Here is a 26564-nt window from a genome sequence, read left to right as displayed (position 1 = left end):
TCAAGGAATCGGGGTCATCCAGCTTCGGTGACCGTATCGGCGGCCCACTCGGCAATCTTGGGCACTGGCGTCGTGTCATCGAGGCCAAGTGTGTCTTGCAGGGCACTCGAATCGTTCGTTGCGGAAAGCTTTGCCTCTGTGGTGCGTCCGTACATGCCGTTGAGGTCGTCAACGTACGATGCGAGGGCGTCGTAGCTGTTTTTGAGCACGTCGCCCTCCTTCGAAACAGGCTCCTGGAAGGCATTGGCCATTGTGCGGGGCTGGGCTGTGCCCGCTTCTGCGATCAGGCACTGGGCGTAGGCGTACGGCGCCGTCGATCCCAGCTTCGCCCCCGGGGAAACGCGCGTCATGAGGTGGACGAAGCGGTGCACGACGTCCGAGGCCAGCGTCCGGTCGGCGTCGGACCAGTCGTCTCGCTCGCATCCTTCGAGGTTCGAGACGAGGAGGGGCACGTCGATCACGACGTAGCTGTAGAAGAGCCCGCTCGTAAGTTCCTGGCTGTTAATGTGCCCGGCGCCCATTTCGCCACTTTCCTCGGGCTGATCCCGGCGCAACTCGTCGACAGCAGAAAAGTAGTCGCTCTCGCTTTCCTCCTTGTGCGTCGTAAAGGCGTGAGCCACGTGAATGGCAGCATCGCCCCGGGCCAGCACGTCGCTCGTGGCCATGCGACCGAAGAGGGCAGCATCGAGGCCGGACGCTAGATCCAGCCCCTTCAGGTTCTTCTTGACCTTGCGACTCTTGATCAGGTCGGACTTTCGAATCGCATCGGCCACGTCGCCGACGGCGTCACTGTCAGGCACGCCATCGCTCTCCCAGAAGACCGGAAAGTCATTCCTGACGCTCTCGATGACCTCCCCCGCGAGCGATCGCAGGTACTGCATCTCCGGGGCACCGAAGATGGTGACCTGATTGGTGTCCAGTACATCGCTGATTTCATCGTCTGACTCCGCCGTGATGGCGTCTTTGACGGTCGTCTTGTTCGCGGTGCCACCGGACACGATTAGCTCTTTCAGGGACACCGTTGCGGCACGGACAAGCGGCGCTGGATGTCCGTCGTTCACCAGCGGTTGGGCAACTCTGCGGCGAAAGGTTTCCCGCGAGCGGAGCGATTCCTCCACGTCGTCGATGCCGTAGAGTGCGTGCTCGCCGTCGAAGTTGCGCCAATGGTACTTGAGGCACTGCGACGAGACGCGTGTCCGGGTAGCCCCGCCAAAGGGCAATCGCTTCGCAAACCCGGCATCGTCGCGATTCAGAAGCGTTCCGGGATAAGAGGTGAGGGTGTGAAATTGCAAAAACATGGTCAGCTGGAGGGTGAATGGATGAGACTCAAACGCACGTGTATCCGAGAGGGGACTACTCCTGCTCCTGCGCGTGCAGGGTGCCGTAGTAGCTGCGAGAGATGCGCAGGCGGGTTTCTTCCGCGGTGGTCCAATCCTGGCCGATGAGGAGCCACCCTACATCCACCCAGTTGGCCGCCTGCGATTTGCTGGCGAGGTACTGTGCCATGCGGCGGACGTGCTTCACAAGCGTTTCGCCGCGGGCCTCCATAAGGCGCACGAACCGGAGCTTCGACCAGCCTGCTTCGGCGAGAGCCCGTCCGAGCGGCTCCCGGTAGTTGTGGAGGCCGGCACAAATGGCCATTCCCATCGCCAGCGTGGCCATGCGCCGCTCGTACACGTCGCGATCCAGTCCGCCCCAGGGCTCTGCCTCGTCGAGGTCCAGCAGCAAATTCCAGAGGGCGGGGGTGAACGGTTTTTCGGGGGAAATGCGCCGAAGCTCGGCAAGCGTGCCCGTGCCGAGGGCCCCCTCCGTCGCCATCATCTTCGCGATCTTGCCGATGGAACTGGCAAATTGCTTCGGACGATCGTCGTCCGCCACGTCGTCGGTGATTGCAATCCGTTCGGAGGGAGGTGGCTCGGAAGAATCTTGCGAATCGTCGGGGGGCGATCCGGAACGATCGAATGCGGGTTGGTCATTCATGAGTGGTCACCTCTGATCTGATTCAAGCAGCGGGGGCGTTGGCAGTTGATCCCAAAACGTCGTCGATGCGGGAGTGGAAGACGGACCGGGCGGCGCTGAGTGCTTCCCAGCGGCGGATGTCGGGGAGGGGAACGCTGTCCTGGGCCTCGTCGAACTGCTGTTCCGCCTCGTCTCGGAGGAATGCTTCCCATTTGTCCTCGGCCTCCGCTTCGTCCTCGGCTTCAACCGACGCCCACAGGTAGTCGAAGAAGTGATCGTCCACCGCGTCGTCGAAGGCATCGATCCAGGGCTGGACCTGCTCCCAGTCCACGTCCTCGTCTTTTCCGGCGCTGAGAAGAGCGGCTACGGCGGGACGAAGCACGTTGGACTCAACCTTCGAGACCAATTTCACGCGCTGCTTCGCCCGGTCGGCAAGCTCATCCATCGCCTCTTTGTCCGGAAACAAGCCATACACCTTTTCTGGAATGGGGATGATGCGATGGTGAAGTCCTTCTGTTTTTCCCTGACCGCGCACCATTGCCCGGGCAGTCAGATACATCGCACCGTCATCCCCGTTTTGTCTCTCCAGGGAGGCCGGTCGGACGTATTTCCCGAAGACAATTTCCTGTAGCTTTTCGTAGGTGAACCCCTCTCCGCTGAGGGTCAGCGATTTTTCCCCCTCGGAGTCGATCGGGGTCCAGGGATCTTCCGTGCGCCCGTTGAGCGAGGAGGGGGCATCAATGCGCTGGCCTTTCGAGGTGGCACGCCAGCAGACGATGTCTCCTCCTTCTTCTATGAATCGGATTCGACGACAGGCCTCAATGAAATACGGGTCGCACTTGCGGAGCGGGAGTGCGCTCGACTTTTCACCATTCCACGGCACCGTCCAGATCAGCGTGTGCCCGTCCTCGACATCGTAGAGCGTAGTGAGGTCATCGTGCTGGTTAATGAGAACGTCCAGATCGCGGCAGAAGCGAGCCCCAAACGAAAGCTCTGGAGATAAGCCTAGAAATGGCCTCGAACCGTAGCCGGAATTGATTCTCACAATTCCATAATTCCCACGGCCCATGTAGCCCTCCATCGTCTGCAGCGTGACGAGGGCGTAGATCCAGTGCGCCGGCTCCGGGTATGAAATGCGCCGCTGTTTTACGTCGTGGTTCTTCGACGTCACCAGTACGTCGAGATTGGACGGCGACGGGATGTCGCTTTTGAAGTTGGCGTCATCAAGGGATCCCTCCGGCACTGGGGGCTGGAGGAACGCAGGCTCTTTTTCCACATCCGGAACGACGAGACGCCACGCATTCTCGTTGCCGTCGGTCAGGCTGAGCAGGGCGCCGCGCCATTCCTCGGCGGTGTCTGGAGTGGTCCCGTCGTTCGCACGGACCACAGTCATCGCGGCCAACTGCACCAGAAACGAGTACCAGGCCTGCTCCTGATGGGGCTGGAGGGCATTGAAGCTAAGAATGACGTCCCGACTGAGAGCACGCAGAATCGCAGGAAGGGTCATCTGCGCCATGTGGTCGCGAGTCTGCACTCGAAACAGCTCATCGTTCAACAAAGACAGATCAGACATGAACACTTATGTGAGATGAGCGAGAGCGAAAAATACACTACGTGTCCAGGGAAGGGAAGCGGCTGACTGGAACGCTGTGCGGAAGCATTCCATCGGTCCCTGCTACGGAGAATGAATGACCAGGAGGACGCGAAATCTGGATCGTCTGTTGGGACGTTGGAGCCTCCATGTTGAGAAGAGAGCCCCATTCATCGACTCCGAGTTCGCAGACGGCGTCGTTGTCGCACACCAGCCAGAGATATGTTGCCCCGAAAAGACCGACCGCGTTTTGTAATGAGACGAGCGTCTCAACGACCTTCGGGGAGAAGGTAAATCGCCAAGTTGAGCTTGAACTCTGAGCGTGCTTCACCAGGACATGCTTTTCCTCGTCGACGATAAAGTGTCCCGGATGGTCGTCGGCTTCAGATACCTCCTCGATAACACCATCTCGTATAGATCGCCGTAAGACGGCCCCGAGGATCTTGTCAGTTTGCGTAATCATAGCTACAATTGAATGCTGTATGTTCAACGTTCTAGCGAATAGAGGACGTACCAGCAAGGCCTCCGAGCTGCAACTCGGTGGTTTGGCCTCGCTGATCTCGCGGTCAGCGGGGCTTTCTTTATGAAAGTCTCCACTGACGCGGAGTCACTTCTAACCCTATTTCAACCCAAGGTCCATCGCCGATTACTCGGCGACAGTTCTAATAAATGACTCTGCCCGAATAATTGCAAATTGGGTAGATGTAAGTCTAGACCGATATAAAGGTCAGGAGTATTACTTCCCCTCGATCCGCGAGAGCCCCAGATGAACGTATCGAAATCGCTTCTCGTTAGCTATGAAGCAAAACCCTTCATCAGTCTCCTGCACGTCGTCGGCCTCCAGGTCTTCGAGAGAAACGGTCTCCTCCCCGCGATCTCGGAGCAGGTGTTCGGGAATCGAGAGGGCAGAAATGGACGGTCCCTCGTTGGGGGGGAGGGGGCTCGGCATTGGTTCCGAAAATTCCACGCGCACGTTGTCCTGACCAAGCCGCGTCTTTACCTTCTCCAGGTCTTCCCCGAATTGCTGATGGCCGAACGATTTGTGGCGCTGGAGCAAGACGTGCTTCGCGCTCACGGCGTCGGCGGTTCGTTCGCCCACCACCCAGTTCTGATGCTGGTCCCAGGCCTCAGCGACATCGTCCGGCTCGTTCTTCATTTTTTCCGTCACGAGATCGCGAAGGACGTGCGGGTGCGTCCCTCGCTCAACCAGGCGCCGGTTGTCGTCCGGAATCGTCCACGTCTCCAGGTCCTCATCTTCCAGGAGAGTCCACGTCGCATCGAGCACCCGGAGATCCGAATACACTGTCCCCAGCCCGTGACCGCCTTTGAGTCCCTGACCGTCCTTTTCGCCTCCCCGAACGATGGCCGAACTCAGATTGCGCTCCTCCGGAGTCAAGACAATGCATTCGGGGTCTTCGAATCCAGATGGATGCGAGCGGTCGTGTCGGTGCAGGCGTCCGATCCGTTGCAGGAGCACGTCCACGGGACAGAGATCCGTCATCATCAGCGAGGCCGAGATGTCGAGGGACATTTGCACCGTTTGCGTGGCGACGGCAATGGCGCCTTGAATTGGGATCGGATTTCCATCATCGTCTTCCTCTCCAAATGCCTGCTCGATGGCCGCATCGAGCCGTTTTCGATCGCCGTCGGCGTAGCGCGAGTGATGGGGCGCCGGTGTGTCCCCAATCGAAAGAAGCAGATCCGACGCCTCCGCCCCCAACTGATTCTCGATTGCCTCCTGAACGCGCCGGCAATCCTCTACCAAGTTGCGAATGATGAGCACGCGCGCTCCCTCTCGTGCTGCGTCGATGGCACGGCGGGCAATTGCTTCGGGGTCGTCGGCCCTGCGCTCGGCCGTCATCAACACATCTTTCCGGTAGCCGGATGGTTCTGTGACTTTCGGTGTCGGGTCGTCCCGTTCGGCGCTGACATGCGTGACGAGCGGATACCCGATTTGGGTGGCCTCGTCGGGGGGCGGAATGTCGTCGTCCCGGACGGTTTTTTTCGTCAATCGGAGGCGGGACTCCGTACCGAGCGTCGCCGACATCAACATCGCATGCCCACCTGCAGCCAGGTGATGGTCGAGCACCGCCGAAAGGAGGCGTGTCATGTACACGTCGGAGGCGTGAACTTCGTCGACGACCAGGAAGTGGCGCAGGAGCGCAGCGCCCCGCATGTGGGCATGACGAACCTGCAGGGCCGACAACAGAACCTGATCGATGGTCCCAACGACGATGGCCCCTGCCAGATACCGCTTGGGTCCCTCGGCTGCCCATCGTCGTTCGCGGGCTTCGTCTTCTTCTTCCTCGTCGTGCCAACGCACCGTGAACGGAGCAACGGGCGTTCCTTCGACGCCGTCGATTTTGTAATAGCTTGGCACCGCCTGAACGACGGGCGGCGGATCGGCGTCCTGCCGCTCGTACACCCGCTGGACGGTCTCGTACACACGCATGTAGAGCTGTTTGGCGGCCGTTCGGGTGGGGACGGCGAAGTACATCCCATCGACCGTTTTCTCCTGGTACAGGCGAAAGAACCGGGCGATAGCGGCTTCGGTCTTCCCAGAGCCTGTGTCGGACTCCAGCACGGTGAGCCCGCCCTTTTCGTACACCGGATGTGAGAGCCCAATCTCTTGAACCGGATGCGGTGTCCACTCTTCCTTCTTGAGAATGCCTGAAAAACCGACGGATGTCTCCAGCGATTCCTGGTACGACTTGGCCAACATCGCCTGCTTTGTCAGTCGCTCCTCGGCGATCTCTTGAGCACGTTTCAAAAAATTCTGCTCTCGATCATCGGCATAGGGAAAGCCCGATCCAATCCAATCCGCGAGCGTGAGGACGCCGTTGAAGGCGTGCTGGAAGTCAGATTGGCCTTCCGGGAACGGCGTGCCCTCGCGGAAGGCGTCTGGGAACCAACTCCGAACGTGCTCTCCAAGACGTTTGAGCTCGTCGAGTGGATTTCTGGAGTCCGGCTCCCAGAGAGAGGTATCCTGATCGCGTGTGCTGTCCACTGGTTCGCCGTGATGAGCCCAGGTGGCCCGAAGAAAATGATCCGGATCCTTCCGGCCGTCAAACCAGCTCATCATTTCTCCCAATCCGAGTGGAAGAAGGAGCTTCTCCTGTAGTGACGGAGTGCTCAGAACGTCAACGATCGGCCGCACGTGTCCAGCCTGCGGTCGTGTCGAGTGTCCTCGATTCTGGAACCCATGGTTCACCTTCCCCGCGTCGTGCAACGCCGCCAGGGCCGACAACCGCGCCACGTGCACGTCGGACAGTTCGTCCCACCCGATCAGCGCCGCGAGCCGATCGCGCAGGATCGTCCGCTGCAAGAGCGCCTCCGTTACCGCCGCCACGTCCGCCGAGTGGGCGAGAAGGGGATGCCACTCGACAATTTTCCCGGTCGAGCGGTCGTCGTTCTTGTACTTGAGCTTGGCCCAGAACTGGTCGGGGGCGGGAGAACCGTCCATGAGGAGTGAGGCGATCGATGAGAGGGAGGAGGCAGCGCCTCAGTGCGCACCGCCGGCGCGGGGGAGCGAAAGAGAAGCGGCCGACACAGAAGCATCCGACGCAACGTATGGATGCTTGGAAAGAAATAAAAGCAAGTTGGCGGAGGGAGGCACCGTGCCGCTTTCGGGGAGCGATCCCTGGTGCACCGTTCGCCGCCGCACTCTGGGCCCCGTCCGCCGCGTGGCCTTTCCGGTCTCCCCCCAGTGCGTCGAGCACGTCCTCCGGGGAGTCGGGCACCAGTGGACCGTCTCGAAAATCCCTCGGGGCTCGCGTCACAACAACGTCGGCCCCGGCCTGCGCGCCCCGACGGCCTTGACAAATGCCTGCTTATCTTCCGTGGGGTCTCCTCTCGGGTCGTCGAAAGGCGCCTCTTCTGGGGGAGGCCCAATCTGCTCGTGGACCTCTTTCAGCCGAGGGGTAAGCCGGGTCTCCGCATCGCCGCTCCGCTCGGCGGAGGCCTCGCCGCTCAGAATCCGGAAGCAGTGTTCCACGAGGGCTGATGGGGACGTGCCGCGCCGCCGGGTGATCTTCTTGGCCCGCTCCTTCGCGTCCTCGTCCATGCGCGAAGATTAAGCGTGGACTTCATCGGCCGATTCGGATTGTACGTAGAGACGATTCAGCATTGACGCACAAGTTCTCTATTGTTCGGTTTCTCGGTGCTACCCCGCGCCCCACTGCAGCCGCCGCACGTTGGCGTCTGTGGGCGTCTCCAGCCCCCCCGTCTCGACCAGTCTCCAGAACAGGGCACGGGTGGCCAGGGCATCCCCCACCGCCGTGTGCAGCTCCTCGTCCGGGGCCGCGTCGAAATGGCCGAGCAGGGTTCCGAGCTGGTAGTCGTCCGGGGCGTTGAGGAGCGCCCGGGCCAACCCCAGTGTGTCGGCGAAGCGGAGATCGAGGCCGCCACAGCCGAGGCGCTCGGCCTCGTAGGTGAGGAAGCGGAAATCGAACTCCAGGTTGTGCCCCACGACGATGCCCACTTCGAGGTGATTGAGGAGACGGGGCAGCTGCGCTGCTACGACGTCGTCGCGGGGCGGGGCCTCGTCGCTGCACCAGTCGAACCGGACGCCCTGCGGGTCCACCACGGCCATCTCGCAGATGCGCCCGCCGCGGTCCGGGCGCAGGGCGGTCGTCTCCAGGTCGAAGAAGACCAGCGACGCTGTGCGGAGGGGACGGTCCGTCCACTGGCTCATTGGCGAGGAATTGGCAGGCCCATCGGAGATTGGCGAGGATCATTGGGGATTGGTTCGGAGCAAAACGCCGTTCTTTTTCGATTGATCGATCTCCGCGTGTGCGGAGTTACCGAACCCGCGTAGCGTGGCGCCACTGGCCTTGAGGGTCTATCTCCGCGTGTGCGGAGTTACCGGAGAGACCGGGCCAGCCTCCTTTACCCTCGCGGGTCTATCTCCGCGTGTGCGGAGTTACCGTTTCTTTCCGGACTGCTCGATAAGATCCTTAAGGTCTATCTCCGCGTGTGCGGAGTTACCCAAAAGCCGCGCGGAAGGTCGCCGACGGAAAGGGGGTCTATCTCCGCGTGTGCGGAGTTACCGCCCCGAGGCGTTGCCGAGGCTTTGCCAGTCGAGGTCTATCTCCGCGTGTGCGGAGTTACCTCATGGGGGGTTGCCTCCCGTGTGTGTGTGTTGGGTCTATCTCCGCGTGTGCGGAGTTACCATCTCGGGCTTTCGAGGGCTTCATCTGGAACGGGGTCTATCTCCGCGTGTGCGGAGTTACCTTGGTCAACGGACTGGTTTGTGTCCATAATCTCGGTCTATCTCCGCGTGTGCGGAGTTACCGAAAGCAGCGAGGACTGGGAGCGAGTGCAGGGAGGTCTATCTCCGCGTGTGCGGAGTTACCCCTGCTACAATATGTCGCAACTGGGTAGGGAATAATGCAAATTGCGGTACGAGACAAGGTGTGTGTGAGCCATTTTGGCAGGGGACCTGCTTCGTCCCCGAGCGGTTTGCGAGCCCTTCCGGCTTGACCGTGATTCGCTGCGTTGAGCCTCACGGGCCTTTTGATACCGCGTGGGACTGAGCCTTTCGCACTCTTTCTGTGGACACTCCCCGGTCTGCTTGAGGACTTCTCTTTCGGGACGAAGCCAGAAGATGCCTGGTGGGGCAACCCGCCCCGCACGGACCCGCAACGTGACTTGCGCACGTCCAGGCGAGAGCCTGCGATCAGCTTTGAGACAGGACGCACCAGAGCTGCTTCTGGAATGCCTCGATGCATCTGTGTGGTCCCGCGAGAGGCCTGCCGATGGGTTCCTGTCGCCCGTGCAGGGATCGTCGGGACGTCGACTCCACGAAGGGTGCGCACGCACAGGGCTCACGAAGCGCGGTCCGCGTTCGTTCGTGGTTGCCTGTCCGGATGAATCTGGCTGGGCCGTCCCGCACGCAGGCCCACGGCCGTCTTCGCCGCGAGAGCGAGCACCAGCAGCACCAGCGGTGCCGCCCACCCGCCTGTGAGGTCGTGCAGAAAGCCAAAGACGGCTGGCCCGGCTGCCGCGACAAGATAGCCCACCGACTGCGCCATGCCCGACAGCTCGGTCGCCGTCTCGGCGTCGGCGGCCCGCAGGACGAGCAGAAGCAGCGCGAGCCCGAACGTACCGCCCAGAACGACGCCGAGGACCGAGACCCATACGGTTGCCATGGGGGCCCCCGGCCACGCCAGCCCGGCCAGCGCGATCCCCTCCATGAGTGCGAGCAGGCAGATGGTGCGCCGTTGGTCCGCCTGCCGCGCGGCCCACGCCGGTACAATCGCCGAACCGACCACCCCCATCACCTGCGAAAGCGCGAGCAGCCCGCCCGCCGCCGCTGGGTCGAAGCCGCGCGTCTGCAGAAAGGCGGGCAGCCAGGCCAGCGCGACGTAGAACGTGAGCGACTGAAACCCCATGAAGAGGGCAACCTGCCACGCCAATGCCGAGCGCCCCAATGCTCGCAGCGAGGCGCTCACGCTGTATGCGGCACGAGCGGGCGCATCCCTCCGCAACTGCGGCAGCCACACCAACAGTGCCACGGCCGCCGGCACGGCCCACGCCGCCAGTGCGCCCCGCCAGCCGAGCGTGCCGGCCAGCGGAACGGTCGCCCCGGCTCCAACTGCCGCCCCTATCCCAATTCCGCTCGAATAGAGGCTGGTCATCACGCCGGAGTGCTCGGGAAAGTCCCGCTTGACGAGCGAGGGCAAGAGCACGTTGCCCAGTGCGATGCCCACCCCAAACACCACCGTGCCCCCAAAGAGGAGCGCCGTCGACGGGGCCACTCGCCCAAGTGCCCCGGCCGCAATGAGTGAGAGCGCCGCGGCCAGCGCACCCTCGGTGCCCAGCTGTCGCGTCACCAGTGGCGTGAGTGCGGAGACGACCCCGAAGGCCAGAAGTGGAAGCGTCGTAAGCAGACCAAGCGCCGTGTTGGAGAGGCCTGCGGCCGCGCGAATGCTCTCCACGAGCGGCCCCACGCTTGCAAGTGCCGGGCGCAGGTTGAGCGAAATCAGTAGGATGCCGAGAATCAGGAGACTACGCTGCAACCGAGACTCCGACGTGCGGCGGGGACGAGTAATTTGTCGAATGATACAGATCCTTATATTGGTGCAAATAAACGAAGAGAAAACCGATCAACTGCCCCAACCGGGAGAGCAGACGACCAACGAGCGTGCGGTCGGTACGGAGTGGTGCCCTCTCCCCAGGTCGATCCTGGAGATACCCTCTACGAACGGGGGGATGCCCCGCTGGCCGGTCCCTTCAAAAAATCGTGCGTACGGCTGCCCACGGCGGCTTCCTCATGTGGGAGCACGCGCTGGATTTCTTGAGGGCTGCCCTCCAACCGCGGCGCGTCAGCGGCGGGACGCCCTGCCTCGGCGCACACGGCCAGAAGAAGAGGAACCACGAGTACGAAGACAGGCTGTGTCATGGCGAGCAGGGAGAGGGAGCAGAAAAACCCGCAGTGCAAAACCCGCAGTGCATACCGTACCGACAACGACGACAAAAGAAAGAAGGAGAATACGTAGCTTTGCGTAAGTTTTTGTGCGGGGCGGTCGTCCCCAACCGCTCGTGGCGACCGGGTGCGGACTGATCAGACACGGCCCGAAGAGGGGAAGCCAAGTCGTCGGTCCTGCCCCGAGTGGCAACGTCCTACCCAATTTTCTCTTTCGCCTTCGCTCGGAGCGCTTCCTGCTGGCGCTCCCGCGGGATCCGCTCCTCGATCGCCACGTCTACGAAAAACGCACCCGAGAATGTCTCCAGCGGCCCGGGGGCACCGGGCATCCGTCTTCGTTCCGAATCCAGGATCTGCCGCCCTGCGATTCGCCCGGTGTTTCGTCTCCGGAAGCGACGTGCCAGGTCCGACCGACTGTTTATTGCCCCCGGGTGAATGAGACCATCTTCCAAGAGGCAATACTCCTGGAGTCCACAGGGCATCTCCTCGCTGGGACGATAGTCGGTGCTCTTTCTCAACGGACGAGCGCTGTCCAGGCGGCGAGCGTAGCGCACCAAGACGCCCTCGCTCCTCTCTTGGCAAAAGAGACGCCAGTCGCAACGGGCCATGTCTGGAATGGAAAACTCCCCGATCGGGTCGCGGCCCGTTTCCGCAACCCATTTCCAGTATCCCATCCATCGTTGTCGTCTTCTGTCGGGGGAGAACCTCTCCCGGACACTTCTGTGGCGGCTGCTTCCCCACTTCGGGGCGCGCCTTAAGGCCTGTGATCCGCGTGGGCCTACCGAATAAAATCGTTCGACGAGGGCGCCTTTCGTCACTGTAATTCGGCTTTCAATGGCCCGGCGCTCCCAGGTGCCCGTAGCCTCACGGCACAGTGGCGCTGCGGCGTCTTTCCTCCAAGAGCCCGCCTCGGGATGCTCCTTCCTCCAGGTCGCTCCGTTCTTCCAGGCGTGTACTGCGTCTTGGGGCAGCTGTGTGAGCACGGTCTCTGGGGGGGCGACATTCATGGGCATGCGGGTCGCGCTTGTGGGGTCAGAAGGGACTGTAAGCGACACGACGGGACCGCAGATGATCCGAGCGGGACGCCGTCAGGCCCGCCTGATGGGCAGTTTTACGCGCGGCGGTATGCTCCTGAAGGGGAGCCCGTGTGGCGCAAAAGAGAGGAGGCCCACGCTGCACGACCCAAATCGCATGACGGGCCGCCCCGAGCATCCGGGAGGGATTTCTCTGATGTCGCGTAGCAAGGATTTCGAGACAATTGAGGCAGATCTATCTCAAAAAAACACCATATAGTAAGTCGCTCACTATATGTTATGTAAATACTGAGTGGGGGCGTAGCGCACAGGAATTTCTGCAGTCTCTACGGTCGTTTCTCCTGGCAATTCGAAGATAAATTTAGCGCTTACTTTCACAAAATAAATTGTCTAATAACACCAGTTAACTTTTTCAAAAAATGGGGTGAGGGGCTCCCATCACTGCTCTGTGCTCGGCTTCCTTGCCCTGTTCTCAGGGGGCTTGCGAGTGTGAGGGGTACATCCTACGTTCAAAAGGCCCAGGTCCATTTGCTTTCTTGAACCGCCTTCTGCGTCCCATGCGAACAGCGCTTCTTCTCCTGACCCTTGCGGGCCTGTGTCTGTGCGCGCCCGCCCAGGCCCAAGACCGGCCGCACGTCTTCCGAAATGCCACGCTCTACCCCATCAGCGCCGAGCCCATTGAGCAGGGTGTTTTGGTAGTGGAGGGAGGCACCATCCAGGCCCTCGGGCCAGCCGGGTCGGTCGACGTGCCGGCGAACGCGGTGGAGCACGACATGGCGGGGAAGGAGATCATGCCGGGTCTTGTGGACACCCATTCCCACATTGGGGCGGCGAGCGGCGGCGACGGATCGGCGGCCCTGCACCCGGACGTGCGCACCATAGACGGCATCAACGTGCGGCACCCGTCGATCAACCGGGCGCGAGCGGGCGGGATCACGACGGTGCAGGTGTTGTCTGGCTCGGGGCATTTGATGAGTGGGCAGACGACCTACCTCAAGCTGCGGGAGGGAGGCACCATCAGCGCCCTCGGGGCCTGCGAGGATCGTCCCGTGGAGGCGTGTGGGGGCATGAAGATGGCCAACGGCACAAATCCCCAGCGGGCGAGCGGGTCCTTCCCAGGCACCCGTGCCCGGGCCGCGGCCATGGCCCGCGAGCAATTCGTGGCGGCGCAGAAATACCAACGCAAGAAGGAACAGGCCGACGATCCGTCGGAGGCTCCGGACCGCGATCTCCGCATGGAGGGCCTGATCGACGTACTGGAGGGGCGGCGGACGGTGCACTTCCACACGCATCGTCACGACGACATTCTCACGGCGATCCGGCTCAGCGAAGAGTTTGGCTTTGACCTTGTGCTTCACCACGTGAGCGAAGGGTGGAAGGTGGCCGACGAAATTGCCGAGGCCGAGGTGCCGGCTTCTATCATCGTGCTCGACTCGCCGGGCGGCAAGTACGAGGCCGACGAATTGGTCTACCGTACGGGGCGGGTGTTCGAGGACGCGGGCGTGGACGTGGCCTATCATACCGACGATCCCATCACGGACTCCCGGCTGTTCCTGCGGTCCCCGGCCTTCGGGGTGCGGGCGGGAATGTCGCGGGCGGCGGCCCTCGAATCGGTGACGCTGGCGGGGGCGCGCATGCTGGGGCTGGAGGATGAGGCGGGGTCGCTTGAGACGGGGAAGGATGCGGATTTCATTGTCTTGTCCGGCGACCCGCTCAGCGTGTACACCAAGATTGAACAGACCTGGGTGGAGGGCACGCCGGTCTTCGACCGGTCCGACCCCGACGACCGCAAGTTCGCCACGGGCGGATACCGGGTCTACGACGGGGCGGCCCAGCACGTCCACGAGTAACGCCCACTCCCTCCCCTTCCCCCTGTCCGTCTGCTTCCGTCTCTCAACTGCATGTTCTCCCATGTCGACCTCGCTTCTTCGCCCCCGCTGTCTCTCGTTTCTTCTTGCCGCGCTCCTGCTGTGGGGCGGGCTGTCGCTGGCCCCGGCCCAGTCGTTGCGGGCCGTGCGGGCGGATACCCTCTACACCATGACGGGCGGGCCCATTCAGGACGGGGTGGTGCTCATTGAGAACGAAACGATTGCGGCCGTCGGGCCCGCCTCGGAAGTCGACGTGCCGGCGTCCGCCAAGGTCCACGAGGCGTCTGTCGTCACGCCGGGCCTGATCGATCCCCGAGGGACGGTGGGCCTGTCGGGAATTTACAACGTGTCCGCCGACCAGGACCAGCTCGACACCTCCGCGCCGATGCAGCCCGCGCTCCGGGCCCTCGACGCGTACAACCCGCGGGAGCAGCTCGTGTCCTTCGTCCAGCAGTTGGGGGTCACCACGGTGCACACCGGCCACGCCCCGGGCGCGCTCATCAGCGGGCAGACGGCCACGTTCTCGACGGCCGGCGAGACGGTGGAGGCGGCGCTGCGCGATTCGGTCACCACGGTCGCCTTCACGCTGGGCCCCGACGCCCAGGCCCGCTTCGAGCGTCCGGGGACCCGGGCCAAGGGCGTGTCGATGCTGCGGCAGGCCCTGCTCGACGCCCAGGCCGCGATGGAGGGGGAGGAGGGTGGAGGGGATCTGGGTCAGAACGTTCTGCAAGACGTGCTCCGGGGCGAGGTGCCGGCCCTGATTACGGCCCACCGGGCCCACGACATTCAGACGGCCCTCCGACTCCAGGACGAGTTTGGATTTGAAATGATCTTGGACGGCGCGGCGGAGGCCTACCTCGTGGTCGACGAGATCAAAGAAGCGGGCGTCCCGGTGATCCTCCATCCCACCATGGTTCGTCCGTCCGGCACCACGCAGAACGCGGCCTTCACGACGGCGGCGACCCTGCACGAGGCGGGCATTTCCGTCGCCATCCAGACCGGCTGGGAGCCCTACGTGCCCAAGACCCGCGTTGCGCTCTACGAGGCGGCCATCGCGATGGCCCACGGCCTGCCCCGCCCCGCGGCCCTGGCCAGCATCACCCGTGAGGCGGCGCAGATTCTCGGCCTGGAAAATGTCGGAACCCTGGTCCCGGGGCAGCGCGCCGACCTGGCCCTGTTCGACGGCGACCCGTTCGAGTACACCACGCACGTCTGCACCGTTCTGAGCGGGGGCAAGGTCGTGAGCGACGAGTGCAACTAGGCCGCGCTACCCGACCCTGCGCGTCACGATCTCCGTCGCGTCGACCCAGGCGACCGAAGAGGGCATCCGGTCCTTCCGAACCAGTGCCCCAACAACCGCGTCCGTCGCCGAGAACGGCTGAACCGACCATTGATTCGCGCAGGGGGAGGAGGGGGAGGCTCGGTGGTCCGGCGCGTCGCGGAGGGACGCGACGGTAGGGCCGTCGAAGGTGCACTCGACCGTCTGTGGTGCCCGGTGTAGGCCCTCACCCGTGGCCTTCAGGAAGGCTTCCTTGCACGTCCAAATATGCAAAAAGGCATCCTGGCGGTCGGGGGCGGGGGCAGCCCGGGCCCGCCACTGCGTCCGCTCCGCCGCCGTCAGGACGCGCTCCGCAAGGGCGGCAGCCTCAACCGACCGGGCCCGCGGTTCCACGTCAATCCCCACGGGCTGAGTTTGGCTGACGGCCACGATGACCACCTTGCCCGTGTGCCCGATGTTGACGTGAAGAGGGGGCCGGTCGCCCGGGGGGGGCTGCAGTTTGGGCTTGCCGTGGGGGCCGTTCGTGACCGACAGCGCGTCCGGGGCGCAGTCGTATCGGCGAGACGCGACGAGGCGGACCAGGGCCCGGCCGGCGAGGTGACGGTGCCGGTCTGCGGCGAACCGATAGCGACGGGCCCGCTCGTGCTCGGACGAAACAGTGAGCGGGCGAAGCACCTCCGCCGGATTGCCGTCGAGCACGTCTAGGCGAAGCCGCCAGACCCCGACCTGGGGCTGCTCCGGCCACGACGAGCTCCACGCAGGGACCGGCAGCTCCATGACAAGTGCTGGGGGTAACTAGCAGGTGGAGTGAAAGAGGCCCGCAACGGCTTCGTCGGCGGCCTGGAGCTCGTTGTACTGCTCGACCGCCTGCTCGGTCGGGAGAACGTGTGCCTCCACGCCTGCGGCGTCGAGTCGGTCGAGGGTCTCGGGCATCACCTGGAGTCGCTTGTTCATGCCGCGGGAGAGCACCACGACCGAGGCGCCGTGCTCCAACAGCTCCTCTACGTCGGCGGGCTGAATGCCCGGCGTGTGCGACGTGCCGGTCTCGTTCCAGTCCCACGTGCGCGCCCCGCCCGGATACAGCTTGGCGTCCTTGAACGACTGGGTCCCGTCCTGAGAGGAGGGCTCAATCCCCAAGCGGCCCCAAGACACATGCGTGATGCGTGGCGACGAGTCGGTCGTCGGCATGGCAACAATGAGAGGCTACGGGACGAAAGCGATGGGTGCGCATCCGATTTTGAAACGCCAGCGTGAGGCGGCAGGTTCACGACAGGCTACGTCACGATCGTACAGGTGCCCGTCTTGTACGCCTCCCGCAGGGCTTCGGTGGCGGCGGTTCGGAGGGCCTCCGGAGTCTCGTCGGTCCACATCGCGACGCCGACACTCGCCCCGCCTTCGAGCTGCCCCTCTTCCTGCCGCATCGCCGCCTCAAAGTCTGAAATCCAGGGCTCGACAGTGTCGGGCTTGGCGCGGAAGAAGATGCCGTACGTGAGCTCGCCGAAGCGTTCGACTCGCCGGTTGGGGGCCTTCTGTTCGAGGCGGGCCTGAAACAGACGCTCGGCGGAGGCAACCGCCTCCTTGCCCTGACGGGCAATGGACTCGGCCCGGTTGAGATGCACCAGGGCAAGGGCAAGGGGCTCCGACGCCGACTGGGCAGCGTCCATCTCCTCCGCGATGAGTTCGCGGCGAGGGCGGGGCTCGTCCGAGTCCCCTTCCAACACGGCGTCCGCGTCGGCCGTGCCATTTGTGTTGGGGGCCAGCATGTCAGCGTCCTCAACCTCAGGGGACACGTCTGGATCTGGCTGTGGATCCGGGGCCTCCGGTGACTGCTCTTTGTTGAGCAGAAGGGCCACGGTGTCGGCGAAGTGGGACAGGAGGGTGCGGGTCCGCGACGATCCGAGGTCAACGTCCGAGGGGGCGTCCGCCACGAGAAAGGTGGTGGTGGAGGCGTCCGGTTGGGGGACGGGGGCGAGAGACAGGTGGTCCACCACCGGCGGGTCCTCATAGTAGCCCAGGTCCTCAATTGCCATCTCGGTCCCGGTGAGGGAGCGGTAGGTCACGGATTCCCGCGACATCGTAGCGGTGAGAAGGGGCGTCTGCGTGTCGAACGATCCGCTTCTCCGAATCGACGGGTGGGGACTGGCGATGGCCTCAACGCGGTACGTGAGCGCCATGTCTTCCTGCACCAGAAGGCAGACCGTTTGGGCGTCGAGGGCCACCCGAGCCGCCTCAAGCAGGGGCACAAACACCGACTTCTCCTCTGTGTCCGCCGGCTCTTGGGTCGACTGGGCCGTTGGGCGCGGGGGCTGTGATGCACTCGTGGGGGCCGGGGCGTCCTCGGTGGATGCGTCCCCGGCGGGCGGGTTCTTGGCGGGCGTGCTTGCGTCCGGATGAGGAGACGTGTCTGAGGGGGCATCCTGTGGGTGGGGAGCGGTCGTCTCGTCGGGCGGAGCGTCCGAGGCGCTCGGGGGCCTCCCTTGAGGCTGAATGTCCATGATGCCGAGCTCGTCGAGCGATGGATCGTCCGAGTCTGGCCCGGGACGGGGGCGCTCCGGGGCCTGTGGGGCCTGCCGGTAGGTGGTCCAGAGCCACCAGCCCAGTCCCCCGAGGCCGCCGACGAGAATCAGACCCGTGGCAACGTACAGCCAGGGGCGCCCGAATAGGGCGGCAAGACCGACGACGAGGACGGCCAAAAGCACGAGCAAGAAGCGGACCATTCGAGGGGAAGAAAGATTTCCGGTGCGGGTGAAAAAAGATGGATAATGAAAGGTATCTCGACCCGCCGGTAATGTCAACAGAATGAACGCCGCTTCGAACTATGCGCTCGCGGGGCGTGTCTCCCCGGAGGCGTTCGTCGGAATGGTGTTGAGGTCCGGCGGCAGGTCAACCGGCGGCAGACGGAACGGCAGGGCATGGCCTTCGGGGACCGGGTTCGGTTCAGCCCAGAGCGTGCCGTCGTAGCTCTCCATCAGCACATGGTCGCCCGCGCGGCCCTTCACGTAGCTGCGATTGAGGGGGACCTTGCCGTGAGGCGTATCGAGCACGTAGTCCGGGATCGCAAACCCGGAGGTGCGCCCGCGGAGCTGTTGCATGATGTGCATGCCCACCTCGATGGGCGTGCGCAGGTGGCCGGTGCCGCCGATGAGTTGTGCCTGGTAGAGGTAGTATGGGCGCACTCGCATGCGGACAAGTCCCTCGTTGAGGGTCTTCATCGTGGCCGGGCTGTCGTTGATGCCGCGCAGGAGCACCGTCTGGTTGCCCACGGGAACGCCGGCGTCTTTGAGCCGGGCAATGGCCGCGGCGGCGTCGTCGGTAAGCTCCTTCGGGTGGTTGAAATGGGTGTTGATCCAGAGCGGGTGATACTGGGCGAGAAGGTCGCAGAGCTCCTCGGTGATGCGGTACGGAAGCTTCACTGGCATGCGCGAGCCGAACCGGATCAGCTCCACGTGATCGATGGCCCGAAGCCTGCTGAGGAGCCACTCCAGGTTGGCCTCGTTGAAGGTCAGCGGATCGCCGCCTGTGAGCAGCACGTCGCGAATCTCGTCGTGGGCGGCGATGTAGTCGATGGCCGCCTGGTGCTCGTCGGTCCGCATGAAGTATTCGGCGTCGCCGACCATGCGCTTGCGCAGGCAGTACCGGCAGTAGATGGCGCACTCGGCGGTAACGCAGAAGGCGACGCGATCCTCGTAGTTGTGGATGAGGTTTTTGACCGGTTCGTGCCCGGTTTCGTCGAGGGGATCGAGCTCGTCCACGATGTCGGGGCCGAACTCGTCCATCGTGGGCACTGCTTGGCGCCGCACCGGGCACGACGGGTCGTCGGGGGCCATCAGGTGGGCGTAGTACGGGGTCACATTCCAGCGAAACGCGTCCCCGGCCCGCTCGATGGCCGCCCGCTCGTCGTCGGTCGGATGGATCCACTCCCGAAGCGCCTCGGCGCTGTGGATGCGGTTCTGCATCTGCCAGCGCCAGTCGGTCCACTTGGGATGGTCGGGGCCGGGCCGCGAATTGAAGGATGCCATCGAGGGGCGTGTGTTCATGGTGAGAAACACTCTGCAGGGAACTTACACGGGGGGCACAGACGGAACGTTGCGCCTGTGGGAGGGAGGAGGTCTTGCGTAGGGGCAGGCGGAACTACTCAAGTCCCAGTCGCCGAAGGCCCCGCCCGAACACCTCGGCCAGGTAGTCTACGTAGTCACGGCCCATGAGCTCGGCGACGATGGCGAAGGTGTCGTCGGGCTTGAACGTGGGCAGCGGATTGATTTCGAGAAACCAGGGCTGCCCATTGGTGTCGACCCGGAAGTCGGCCCGCGCAAAGTCGCGGCAGTCGAGGGCCTCGAAGGCCTGCAGGCTGAGGGTGTGCAGTCGGTCTTCGAGGGCAGAGTCCAGGGTGCCTCGGAGCTCATACTCCCAGTCCCGATCGGCGGTGGGGGCGCCGCGGTGCTCGAGGGCGTGCAGGCCGAGGCCCGTCGTGGGCTCCACCCCGCGCTGGAGGACGGGCAGCGCCTCGGGCGGGTCGTGCCCCACGACGGCCACGGTAAACTCGCCGCCGCCCGCCACGAATGCCTCCGCGATCGCGTCCTGGTCGTACGTGGAGGTCACGCGCTCGACGGCACGCCGCAGGGCCGCGACGTCTTCGACCTTGCTTTCGGGCGTGATGCCCTTCGAGGTCCCCTCGTAGCGCGGCTTCACGAATAGGGGAAAGGCGCCCGGGAGGGCCTCCGCATCGACCGCTTCGGGCGTGTTATAGACCCGATGTGGAGGGGTGGGGATCTCGGCGGCCGCCACGAGGTCCTTCGTCCAGGCTTTGTCCAGCGTCAGCGAGAGGGTGAGGGCGTCGGAGCCAAGGTAGGGGATGCCGGCCATCTCCAACAGAATCGGGGCGTAGGCCTCCCGGTTACGGCTATGGGCCCCTTCCGTGATGTTGATCGCGGCGTCGAGCGACAGTTGCTTACCGATCTGGTCGCGCAGGTCGACCGCAGTCCCAATGCGGACGGGGGTGTGCCCGAGGTGCTCCACGGCGGCCGCGAGGGTGTCGACCGTCTCTGCGGGTTCGTACTCGGCGTCGGCGTCCGGCGGGTCGTCGTCGGTCCACGGATAGGCGTCGAAGGTGTCGTAGAGGAGACCAATGTCCATGGTGCGTATCTCGTATTGTGTACTCTCAGGCCTACGCACTCTACGCACTGCGCACTACGAAATAAACCCCCACCAACCGCACGACCTACCGTGTTCGCTTCGTGCCCGCAATGTTGGAAGCAACCGCCCGACCGACGGCAACGGGACCGAGCCCCCGAATGAACTGTTCCGTTGAGCCTGACTACTCAGGGCCGCCCCCTCCGTTGTGTCGGGCAGTTGGCGTCCGTGTCCGTCGATGCCTTATTTGGGGGCTGCGATGCGACGCCAATCACCCTGCCACTGTTTATGTCCGACCCCGCCGACTCCAATGCTTCGATCCCTGACGTTCAGGATTCGGGATCCGTCCCCCCGGATGCCCCGGACGAGACGAACGACGAGGGGCCGTGGTGGCGGCGATGGATGGTCGCGGCGTTGGTCCTGGGCGGCCTCGCGGCGGCGGTCTACGTGGCCGGTGACATTCCCAAGACCGACGGCCACTACGGCTTCTGGTCGGTGCTGCCCCCGCTCATCGCCATCGTGCTGGCCTTTTGGCTGCAGGAAGTGGTCAGCGCCCTCTTCATCGGGATTGCGGCCGGGGGCCTCATCGCGGGGCAGGTCAACATCATCGATGCCTTTCTGCTGCCGGCCATCGGCACCGAAGACTTTGCGCTCATCCTCCTGGTGTACTTGTGGGCGTTGGGGGGACTCATTGGGCTCTGGACCCGAACGGGCGGGGCCGTTCGGTTTGCGGAATGGGCGGGCGAGAAGATGGTGCGCGGCCCGCGGACGGCCAAGTTTTTTACCTGGCTCATGGGGCTCCTTTTCCACCAGGGCGGCACCATCTCCACGGTGCTTACCGGGGCGACGGCCCGTCCCATCGGGGATCAGCACGACGTATCGCACGAGGAGCTTTCGTACGTGGTCGACTCGACGGCCTCGCCCGCCGCTACCCTCATTCCGTTTAACGTATGGCCGATCTACGTGGGCGGCTTAGTGGCGGGCACCATTCCGCTCATTGAGACGTCCCAGGATGGAATTGCGTTCTTCTTCTCGTCGATCTGGGCCAACTTCTACGCCTTCTTTGCGGTCGCCCTGACGCTCCTCTTCGCCTGGGAGGTGCTGCCCTGGGTGCCCAGCAAAAAGATGCGAGAAGCGACTGAACGGGCCCGCACGACCGGCAGGCTCGACCGGGAGGAGGCTACGCCCCTCACCTCCCGCGAGCTCACGGAGATGAACGTGCCGGACGGCTATGCCCCCAGCCTCGCTGACTTCGTCGGGCCCATCGGGACGCTGCTGGCGGTCGCCATCCTGCCGTACCTCTACACCTACTTCTACCTCGGCAACACGGAGGACCCGACCCTGCTCATTGCGGAGGCGTTTGTGCTGGCGGTGCTGGTGGGATTGGGCCTTGCGCTGTTCAAGGGGATGGAGTTCCAGGAGGCAATCGACGGGTTTATCGACGGCTGCAAGGGGGTCACCATCGGCGCCATCATTCTTGCGCTGGCCGTGTCGCTGAAGGAAGTGGCCGACGCCGTGGGCACCGCCGAGTACGTGGTGGCCACCGTCGGCGAAGCCATCCCGCCCGCCGTGCTCCCGGGCCTGCTGGTGGTGCTTTGTCTCGTTATCGCCTTCTCGACCGGCACGTCGTGGGGCACCTACGCGGTCGTCTTTCCGGTGGCCCTGCCGCTGGCGTGGAGCGTCTCGCAGGATCCGCTCTTCATCACGCTCTGCTTCGGGGCGGTCGTGGGGGGCAGCGTCTACGGGGATCAGTGCTCGCCCATCTCGGACACCACGGTCCTCTCGTCCTTGGCCACCGGGGCGGACCTGATGGACCACGTGAACACGCAGCTTCCCCTTGCGTCGGTGGCGGGCGGGCTGTCAATTGTCCTCTACACGGTCCTGGTCGTGCTCTTCGTGTAGCCGTGCAAGCGAGGCGCACACGAGGGGCCCCCGGCTAGGCGATTCGGGCCTCCGCCTGGGCGACGTGCCGGAGCACGTTGGGGACGCTGTCGGGGGTGACGGAGATGGAGTCGATCCCTGCCTCGACCAGAAACTCCGCAAACTCGGGATAGTCGCTGGGGGCCTGCCCGCAGATGCCGACCGGGCACCCGGCGGCGTGGGCCTCCTCGATCAGCTCCGCAATCCGCCGCTTCACCGCCGCGTTGCGTTCGTCGAACAGGTGGGTGAGGCGCTCCGCGTCCCGACCCACGCCGAGCGTGAGCTGCGTCAGGTCGTTCGTGCCGATGGAGAAGCCGTCGAACCGCTCCGCAAACTTGTCGGCCAGGGCGATGTTGGCCGGAATCTCGGCCATCACGTACACCTCCAGCCCATTCGTGCCGCGCTTCAGGCCGTGGTCGGCCATCACGTCGAGCACCCGGTCGGCCTCCTCCGGCGTGCGGCAGAAGGGCACCATGGCCACCACGTTCGTAAAGCCCATCTCGTCGCGGACGCGCTTGAGGGCCCGGCACTCCAGCGCGAAGCCCTTCTCGTAGGCGTCGCTGTAGTAGCGGGAGGCGCCACGCCAGCCGAGCATCGGGTTTGCCTCCTCGGGCTCAAAGCCGCGCCCGCCGATGAGGTCGGCGTACTCGTTGGTCTTGAAGTCGCTGAGGCGCACGATGACGGGGTGGGGATGCTGGGCGGCGGCAATCGTGGCGATGCCCCGTGAGAGGTGGTCGACGAAGTACTCTTCCTTGTCGGTATACCCTTGGGTGAGCTCTTCGATGCGACGCTGCGCGGTCTTGTCCTCCACCTCGTCGAACGCCACCAGCGCCAGCGGGTGCACCTTGATGATGTTGTTGATGACGTACTCCATGCGGGCGAGGCCCACTCCCTCTACGGGAAGCTTCCACCAATCGAGCGCCGCGGACGGGCTCGCCAGATTCAGCATCACCCGGGTGTCGGGGGCCGGGAGCGCGTCGAGGTCGATCTCCGCGCTCTCGTAGTCGAGCTGTCCATCGTAGACGTGCCCGGCGTCGCTGTGGGCACACGACAGGGTCACCGTCTGGTCGTCTCGGAGCGCCTCCGTGGCGGTTTCTGAGCCGATGACGGCCGGAATGCCGAGCTCGCGGCTGACGATCGCGGCGTGGGAGGTGCGTCCTCCCCGGTTCGTCACCACCCCGCCGGCCCGCTCCAGGATGGGGCCCCAGTCGGGGTCCGTCATTTCGGTGACCAAGATGTCGCCGTCCTCGAACCGCTCGCCCTCATCGACGCTGTCGAGCACGCGGGTCGTTCCCGACACAATGGATTTTCCGATGCCGACGCCCGTGACCAGCCGGGGACTGTCCTCCGTCAGCCGGTACGTCCGGAGCGTGCCGGCGGCCTGCCGAGACTGTACCGTCTCGGGGCGCGCCTGGACCACAAACAGATCGCCAGTGTCTCGGTCGCGGGCCCACTCCACGTCCATCGGACGATCGTAGTGCTCTTCGATGATTTTTCCCCACCGGGTCAACGCCAAGATCTCCTCTTCGGACAGCACGAAGCCGGACTGCTCGTCCTCGGTGGTGGGCATCGTGGCCGTGCCGCCCTCGCCCGTGGATACGATTTTCTGGGCCTGATCGCCCTGCGTCTTCTCCAGAATGGGGGACAGGGACGCGTCCTCCACGAAGGGAGTGTAGACGGTGTACTGGTCCGGGTTGACGATGCCCTTCACGACGCTCTCGCCGAGCCCATAGGCGGCGTTGATGACGGTCGTGTCGGGGAAGCCGGTCTCGGTGTCAATCGTGAAGAGAACGCCGGACTTGTCCGCCCGCACCATCTTCTGGATGCCCACCGACAGGGCCACGTCGAGGTGGTTGAAGCCCTGTTTCTCGCGGTAGCCGAGGGCACGGTCGGTGAAGAGGGAGGCGAAGCACCGTTTGCAGGCTGTGAGGACGGCCGTCACCCCACGCACGTCCAGGTAGCTCTCCTGCTGCCCCGCGAAGCTGGCGTCGGGCAGGTCCTCGGCCGTTGCACTGCTTCGCACGGCTACATCGACGGCGTCGGCGTCGTAGGCGGCACTGAGGGAGCGGTAGGCCTCCTGGATCTCCTCCGCCACGCCCTCGGGAAAAGAGCCCTGCCGGATTCGAGTGCGGATGGCCGTGCCCGTCTCGTTCAGGGGCTGCTCGCCCGCGGCCCACGCTTCGAGTTCCGTCTCGATCCGCTCCGTAAGGTTGTTGGCACGAAGGAAGCGCCGGTAGGTATCGGCGGTCGTGGCAAACCCGTCGGGCACGCGGATGCCGGAGCTCTTCAGGGCGCCGATCATTTCGCCCAGGGAGGCATTCTTCCCCCCGACACGCGAGACGTCCTCGGCATTCAGGGTTTCAAACCAACGAATTGCGGACGTTGTCTGAGAGGATGTCGTAGTATCGGGCATGCGGGTCCGAGAAAGCGAGTTGCAAAAAGGAGAAGAGGGGAAAACGGTTGGGGAAGACTCCCTACTGAGGAAGATCCCCTACTGGTACAGAGACGAGCGGATTTCCGCTTGCAAGATGTTGACAAAAGGTCTTACGCAACAGGTTATAGTGTAACCATAATGAGGTACGTACGTCAATTTTGAAAGCGCTTCCACAACGCGTGACAGGATCGTCGAGTTGATTGGAATTCGATAAAGACGCCGAGGCTGTGGGCAGCGGGGCCGTGTCCTGTGGCCGAGCACGGAGCGATGCACACATGAGCGCACCGCTCTTTTCTCAGGCACGATTCGCCGCTTGCGTGGAGCTTCTCGACCGGGCACTCCGGTGAGCCGGACGCCTAGAACAAAAGAAGCAGAACGAGAGCTCCCATTCATGAATTGAGGGGAGATTTCCGCCAAACTTACAAACTGTTGTTCCGCGGCCCGGTAGCACTTCCCAACCACTAAAATCTTCCGTCAGGCCATTACGTACGTGCCCCGAACTCTCGAGGGCGTGGGGCACATCTCGTCACGGCCTAAAATCACTTGTATCTGCACGTCTACCACACAACAATCACATCAAGCCACATGGACCACAAAGAAGGACAATACAAAGTACGCGACTTGGGCCTGGCCGATGAGGGCCGCAAGCGCATCGAATGGGCCGAGAGTCGGATGCCCGTGCTCATGGAGCTCCGCGACGAATTTGCCGACGAGAAGCCGTTCGACGGCTACAAAATTAGCGGCTGTCTGCACGTCACGAAGGAGACGGCCGTACTCGTCGAGACGCTGCAGGCCTGCGGCGCCGAGGTGGCCTGGAGCGGCTGCAACCCGCTCTCGACCCAGGACGACATCGCCGCCGCCCTCGCCAACGGCGGCACTGAGATTTATGCCTGGCACGGCCTCGACACCGAGGACTTCTACTGGTGCATCGAGCGGACGATCGACACCCCGCCGCACCTGACGCTCGACGACGGAGCGGATCTCATCTTTACCGTTCACTCCGACCACCCGGAGATGTCTGAGCACATCATTGGCGGCTCCGAAGAGACCACGACGGGGGTGCACCGACTGCGCGCGATGGACAACGACGGAGAGCTGCAGTACCCGGTGTACGCCGTCAACGACGCGGAAACGAAGTGGGACTTCGACAACGTCTACGGCACCGGCCAGTCTACGATCGACGGCATCCTGCGCGCGACCAGTACCCTGATTGCGGGCAAAAACTTCGTGGTCGCCGGCTACGGCCACTGCGGCCGCGGCGTTGCCACCCGCGCGAAGGGCATGGGGGCCAACACGATCGTGACGGAGGTGAAGCCGGCGAAGGCGCTAAAGGCCACCCTCGACGGCCACCAGGTGATGAGCATGGACGAGGCCGCCGAGAAGGGCGACATCTTTGTCACGGCCACCGGCATGAAGGACGTGATTCGAGGCCGCCACTTCCTGCAGATGAAGGAGGGCGCGATCGTGGCCAACACGGGCCACTACGACGTGGAGCTCAACCTTGAAGAGCTCGCCGAGCTCTCTACCGACGCCCGGGAGGTCCGCGAGAACAACCGCGAGTACACGATGGAGAACGGAAAGCGCGTGTACGTCCTCGGCGACGGCCGCCTCGTGAACCTGGCCGCGGCGGAAGGGCACCCGAGCGAGGTCATGGACATGAGCTTCGCCAACCAGTTCCGCGCCCACCTCGACCTCGTCCAGCGCCACGAGTCCGACGAGATGCTGGAGGACAAGGTGTACGACATTCCGCAGGCGATGGACAATGAGATTGCGGAGGTGAAGCTGCGCACCATGGACATTCAGATTGACAATCTCACTGAGGAGCAGGAGCACTACGCGACCGACTATTCGGCGGGAACGTAGGCGAAGAAGAGACGGAGAGTCGATCTGCTCCGTCATTCGATTTGAAAATGGGAGCGCTGC

Annotated in this window: 19 protein-coding genes and 1 CRISPR repeat array; of the genes, 4 read left to right on the top strand and 15 right to left on the bottom strand. The window is 63.9% G+C overall.

Features of this window, described 5'->3' with window-relative positions; translation table 11 throughout:
* Nucleotides 1-14: 14 nt before the first annotated feature.
* From cas7e to B7R93_RS16035, 9 genes are all read right to left on the bottom strand, one after another.
* Entirely contained in the window at nt 15-1298 is a 1284-nt protein-coding gene (cas7e, locus tag B7R93_RS14505; RefSeq protein ID WP_103021436.1) for a type I-E CRISPR-associated protein Cas7/Cse4/CasC, read from the bottom strand.
* 55 nt (nt 1299-1353) lie between these two features.
* On the bottom strand, nt 1354-1980 hold the full coding sequence (gene casB / locus B7R93_RS14500) for a type I-E CRISPR-associated protein Cse2/CasB (RefSeq protein ID WP_103021435.1): 627 nt from the start codon (nt 1978-1980) through the stop codon (nt 1354-1356).
* Nucleotides 1981-2002: 22 nt separating this feature from the next.
* Nucleotides 2003-3532 carry a type I-E CRISPR-associated protein Cse1/CasA gene (gene casA, locus B7R93_RS14495; protein ID WP_103021434.1) on the bottom strand — a complete coding sequence of 510 codons (1530 nt, stop codon included), beginning with the start codon at nt 3530-3532 and terminating at the stop codon, nt 2003-2005.
* Nucleotides 3533-3569: 37 nt separating this feature from the next.
* Nucleotides 3570-4013, bottom strand: coding sequence for a hypothetical protein (locus B7R93_RS14490; RefSeq protein WP_103021433.1), 444 nt, complete (start codon nt 4011-4013; stop codon nt 3570-3572).
* Between the two features lie 273 nt (nt 4014-4286).
* Entirely contained in the window at nt 4287-7013 is a 2727-nt protein-coding gene (locus B7R93_RS14485) for a CRISPR-associated helicase/endonuclease Cas3 (protein ID WP_103021432.1), read from the bottom strand.
* Nucleotides 7014-7325: 312 nt separating this feature from the next.
* Nucleotides 7326-7613: a hypothetical protein gene (locus tag B7R93_RS14480; RefSeq protein WP_103021431.1), complete on the bottom strand. Its 288-nt coding sequence runs from the start codon at nt 7611-7613 to the stop codon at nt 7326-7328.
* 99 nt (nt 7614-7712) lie between these two features.
* Nucleotides 7713-8243: a 3'-5' exonuclease gene (locus B7R93_RS14475; protein ID WP_103021430.1), complete on the bottom strand. Its 531-nt coding sequence runs from the start codon at nt 8241-8243 to the stop codon at nt 7713-7715.
* Between the two features lie 83 nt (nt 8244-8326).
* Nucleotides 8327-8904: a CRISPR direct-repeat array (repeat unit 28 nt; unit sequence GGTCTATCTCCGCGTGTGCGGAGTTACC).
* A gap of 471 nt (nt 8905-9375) precedes the next feature.
* Entirely contained in the window at nt 9376-10569 is a 1194-nt protein-coding gene (locus tag B7R93_RS14470; protein ID WP_103021429.1) for an MFS transporter, read from the bottom strand.
* Nucleotides 10570-11173: 604 nt separating this feature from the next.
* On the bottom strand, nt 11174-11305 hold the full coding sequence (locus B7R93_RS16035) for a hypothetical protein (RefSeq protein WP_262507477.1): 132 nt from the start codon (nt 11303-11305) through the stop codon (nt 11174-11176).
* A gap of 1262 nt (nt 11306-12567) precedes the next feature.
* Between B7R93_RS16035 and B7R93_RS14460 the strand changes: the two genes are divergently transcribed.
* Nucleotides 12568-13860, top strand: a complete 1293-nt coding sequence (locus B7R93_RS14460; RefSeq protein ID WP_103021428.1) for an amidohydrolase family protein — start codon at nt 12568-12570, stop codon at nt 13858-13860.
* Nucleotides 13861-13921: 61 nt separating this feature from the next.
* A complete protein-coding gene (locus B7R93_RS14455) occupies nt 13922-15139 on the top strand; it encodes an amidohydrolase family protein (RefSeq protein WP_103021427.1) in 1218 nt (405 codons plus the stop codon).
* A 6-nt stretch (nt 15140-15145) separates the two neighbouring features.
* On the opposite strand, the gene B7R93_RS14450 is transcribed toward B7R93_RS14455, so the two are convergent.
* The 5 genes from B7R93_RS14450 to B7R93_RS14430 all read right to left on the bottom strand — a co-directional run bounded on the left by B7R93_RS14450 (nt 15146) and on the right by B7R93_RS14430 (nt 20290).
* The gene (locus B7R93_RS14450) at nt 15146-15934 is read right to left on the bottom strand and encodes a 4'-phosphopantetheinyl transferase family protein (protein ID WP_103021426.1); all 789 of its coding nucleotides are present in this window, start codon (nt 15932-15934) and stop codon (nt 15146-15148) included.
* Between the two features lie 18 nt (nt 15935-15952).
* Nucleotides 15953-16345: an Mth938-like domain-containing protein gene (locus B7R93_RS14445; RefSeq protein ID WP_103021425.1), complete on the bottom strand. Its 393-nt coding sequence runs from the start codon at nt 16343-16345 to the stop codon at nt 15953-15955.
* A gap of 86 nt (nt 16346-16431) precedes the next feature.
* Nucleotides 16432-17874: a GGDEF domain-containing protein gene (locus tag B7R93_RS14440; RefSeq protein ID WP_232798482.1), complete on the bottom strand. Its 1443-nt coding sequence runs from the start codon at nt 17872-17874 to the stop codon at nt 16432-16434.
* 99 nt (nt 17875-17973) lie between these two features.
* A complete protein-coding gene (locus B7R93_RS14435) occupies nt 17974-19176 on the bottom strand; it encodes a KamA family radical SAM protein (RefSeq protein WP_103021580.1) in 1203 nt (400 codons plus the stop codon).
* A 112-nt stretch (nt 19177-19288) separates the two neighbouring features.
* On the bottom strand, nt 19289-20290 hold the full coding sequence (locus B7R93_RS14430) for a D-alanine--D-alanine ligase family protein (protein WP_103021423.1): 1002 nt from the start codon (nt 20288-20290) through the stop codon (nt 19289-19291).
* Nucleotides 20291-20575: 285 nt separating this feature from the next.
* On the opposite strand from B7R93_RS14430, the gene B7R93_RS14425 reads away from it, so the two are divergent.
* Complete coding sequence (locus B7R93_RS14425; RefSeq protein ID WP_103021422.1) at nt 20576-22189, top strand: Na+/H+ antiporter NhaC family protein; 1614 nt, start codon at nt 20576-20578, stop codon at nt 22187-22189.
* Between the two features lie 34 nt (nt 22190-22223).
* Here B7R93_RS14425 and ppsA read toward each other — a convergent pair whose 3' ends face one another.
* Entirely contained in the window at nt 22224-24620 is a 2397-nt protein-coding gene (ppsA, locus tag B7R93_RS14420; protein WP_103021421.1) for a phosphoenolpyruvate synthase, read from the bottom strand.
* Between the two features lie 606 nt (nt 24621-25226).
* Here ppsA and B7R93_RS14415 point away from each other — a divergent pair.
* Complete coding sequence (locus tag B7R93_RS14415) at nt 25227-26504, top strand: adenosylhomocysteinase (protein WP_103021420.1); 1278 nt, start codon at nt 25227-25229, stop codon at nt 26502-26504.
* Nucleotides 26505-26564 lie beyond the last annotated feature (60 nt).

The organism is Salinibacter altiplanensis, assembly GCF_002894645.1.
GTDB lineage: Bacteria > Bacteroidota > Rhodothermia > Rhodothermales > Salinibacteraceae > Salinibacter > Salinibacter altiplanensis.
The sequence above is the reverse complement of the archived record's forward strand: the minus strand, read 5'-3'. Positions and strand labels throughout refer to the sequence as shown.

Bases quoted from the DNA above. Each gene is read 5' to 3' on its own strand.
- cas7e (WP_103021436.1), bottom strand. From the start codon at position 1,298: ATGTTTTTGCAATTTCACACCCTCACCTCTTATCCCGGAACGCTTCTG.
- casB (WP_103021435.1), bottom strand. From the start codon at position 1,980: ATGAATGACCAACCCGCATTCGATCGTTCCGGATCGCCCCCCGACGAT.
- casA (WP_103021434.1), bottom strand. From the start codon at position 3,532: ATGTCTGATCTGTCTTTGTTGAACGATGAGCTGTTTCGAGTGCAGACT.
- B7R93_RS14490 (WP_103021433.1), bottom strand. From the start codon at position 4,013: ATGATTACGCAAACTGACAAGATCCTCGGGGCCGTCTTACGGCGATCT.
- B7R93_RS14485 (WP_103021432.1), bottom strand. From the start codon at position 7,013: ATGGACGGTTCTCCCGCCCCCGACCAGTTCTGGGCCAAGCTCAAGTAC.
- B7R93_RS14480 (WP_103021431.1), bottom strand. From the start codon at position 7,613: ATGGACGAGGACGCGAAGGAGCGGGCCAAGAAGATCACCCGGCGGCGC.
- B7R93_RS14475 (WP_103021430.1), bottom strand. From the start codon at position 8,243: ATGAGCCAGTGGACGGACCGTCCCCTCCGCACAGCGTCGCTGGTCTTC.
- B7R93_RS16035 (WP_262507477.1), bottom strand. From the start codon at position 11,305: ATGCCCGGTGCCCCCGGGCCGCTGGAGACATTCTCGGGTGCGTTTTTC.
- B7R93_RS14460 (WP_103021428.1), top strand. From the start codon at position 12,568: ATGCGAACAGCGCTTCTTCTCCTGACCCTTGCGGGCCTGTGTCTGTGC.
- B7R93_RS14455 (WP_103021427.1), top strand. From the start codon at position 13,922: ATGTCGACCTCGCTTCTTCGCCCCCGCTGTCTCTCGTTTCTTCTTGCC.
- B7R93_RS14450 (WP_103021426.1), bottom strand. From the start codon at position 15,934: ATGGAGCTGCCGGTCCCTGCGTGGAGCTCGTCGTGGCCGGAGCAGCCC.
- B7R93_RS14445 (WP_103021425.1), bottom strand. From the start codon at position 16,345: ATGCCGACGACCGACTCGTCGCCACGCATCACGCATGTGTCTTGGGGC.
- B7R93_RS14440 (WP_232798482.1), bottom strand. From the start codon at position 17,874: ATGGTCCGCTTCTTGCTCGTGCTTTTGGCCGTCCTCGTCGTCGGTCTT.
- B7R93_RS14435 (WP_103021580.1), bottom strand. From the start codon at position 19,176: ATGGCATCCTTCAATTCGCGGCCCGGCCCCGACCATCCCAAGTGGACC.
- B7R93_RS14430 (WP_103021423.1), bottom strand. From the start codon at position 20,290: ATGGACATTGGTCTCCTCTACGACACCTTCGACGCCTATCCGTGGACC.
- B7R93_RS14425 (WP_103021422.1), top strand. From the start codon at position 20,576: ATGTCCGACCCCGCCGACTCCAATGCTTCGATCCCTGACGTTCAGGAT.
- ppsA (WP_103021421.1), bottom strand. From the start codon at position 24,620: ATGCCCGATACTACGACATCCTCTCAGACAACGTCCGCAATTCGTTGG.
- B7R93_RS14415 (WP_103021420.1), top strand. From the start codon at position 25,227: ATGGACCACAAAGAAGGACAATACAAAGTACGCGACTTGGGCCTGGCC.